Source organism: Salinicola sp. (genome assembly GCF_982684285.1).
On the sequence record NZ_CEXLVS010000504.1, the window covers coordinates 1 to 1160 of the forward strand.

Annotated in this window: 1 protein-coding gene; it reads right to left on the reverse strand. The window is 42.7% G+C overall.

Annotation, left to right across the window (positions count from 1 at the left end; genetic code table 11):
• Window positions 1-341: 341 nt before the first annotated feature.
• The coding region (locus AC3AYF_RS21485; RefSeq protein ID WP_487780498.1) for an ankyrin repeat domain-containing protein at window positions 342-1160 on the reverse strand (819 nt) is incomplete at its 5' end.

Here is a 1160-nt window from a genome sequence, read left to right on the forward strand (position 1 = left end):
GCGCGTTAGAAATTCCGTTTGCGATTTTTGCGTTCGCTTAAGTTCTTTATCTACGGAATCAAGCTTAATGGCTAACTGTTTGACTTGGGCTTGGAGCTCATGAAGTTCTTGTTCTGGAGTTGGGGTCGGAGTCATAGCGATAACCTACTTTGGTCGAAACGATTAAAAAAAAACGCCACATAATTCAGTAAGTACTATGGCCTTGATGATAAACCAATAATTTGCGAATGCCAAAGTGTATCTTTGTTGTTTTCATCATGACGCCTCATTAAATGTGCACATAAAAAAAGCCGCTTCACCTTAGTAGGTGAAACGGCCTGCGAGCGGTCGATGAAACAGGTCTAACTTGCTGCAGATAAGGCCTGTAAAATCACCGCATTATTTATTTCAGCAGCTAGGTCATAAGCAGACTTACCGTCACTATCCATTAGGTCTGCTGTAGCGCCGTTATTTAATAGTTGCGTGACCACATCAACATGGCCAGCACGTGCCGCCATCATTAACGCCGTACGGCCACGGTCATCTTGAAGATCAACATTGGCCCGAGCAGCAAGAAGTAAAGTGATTGCCCCAGATTTACCGTAGCCGGCAGCCCACATTAATACGGTTAAATCATGACCATATGTTGCATTAATATCTTCTGTCTTTGTTAATAGCAGCTTAATGATGTCCACATTACCATTGGCAGCAGCATAAATAAGTGCTGTTTTACCGGTATTATCAACCACCGCTACTGACGCATCATGATTTAATAATAGCTGAACCACATCCTGTCGTTCGGTATAAACGGCTTCAGCTAATGCAGTGATTCTTTTCAAACTAAAGTGATTAACTTCAGCGCCATGATCGAGTAGATATTGCACCATTTCAATGGAACCCTCTTTCGATGCTTCCATCAACGCATTACGTCCACGTGTATTAACCAAGTTGATCGCCGACTGTTGTTGAATCAGATAGTCCACAAGCTCAATATCACCTGACTTTACTGCATAAAGAAAGGCTGAATTGCCAAATCGGTTACGCGCTTTCACCGAGGCACCTTTTTCAATCAATTGCTGCACCTGTTTAAGATCACCTTCTTTTGCTGCATCAAACAAAGCGAAATTCAGCTCGCGAAACTCATCTGCTTGCACGGGTGAAAATTGCACAAATAAAAGGAT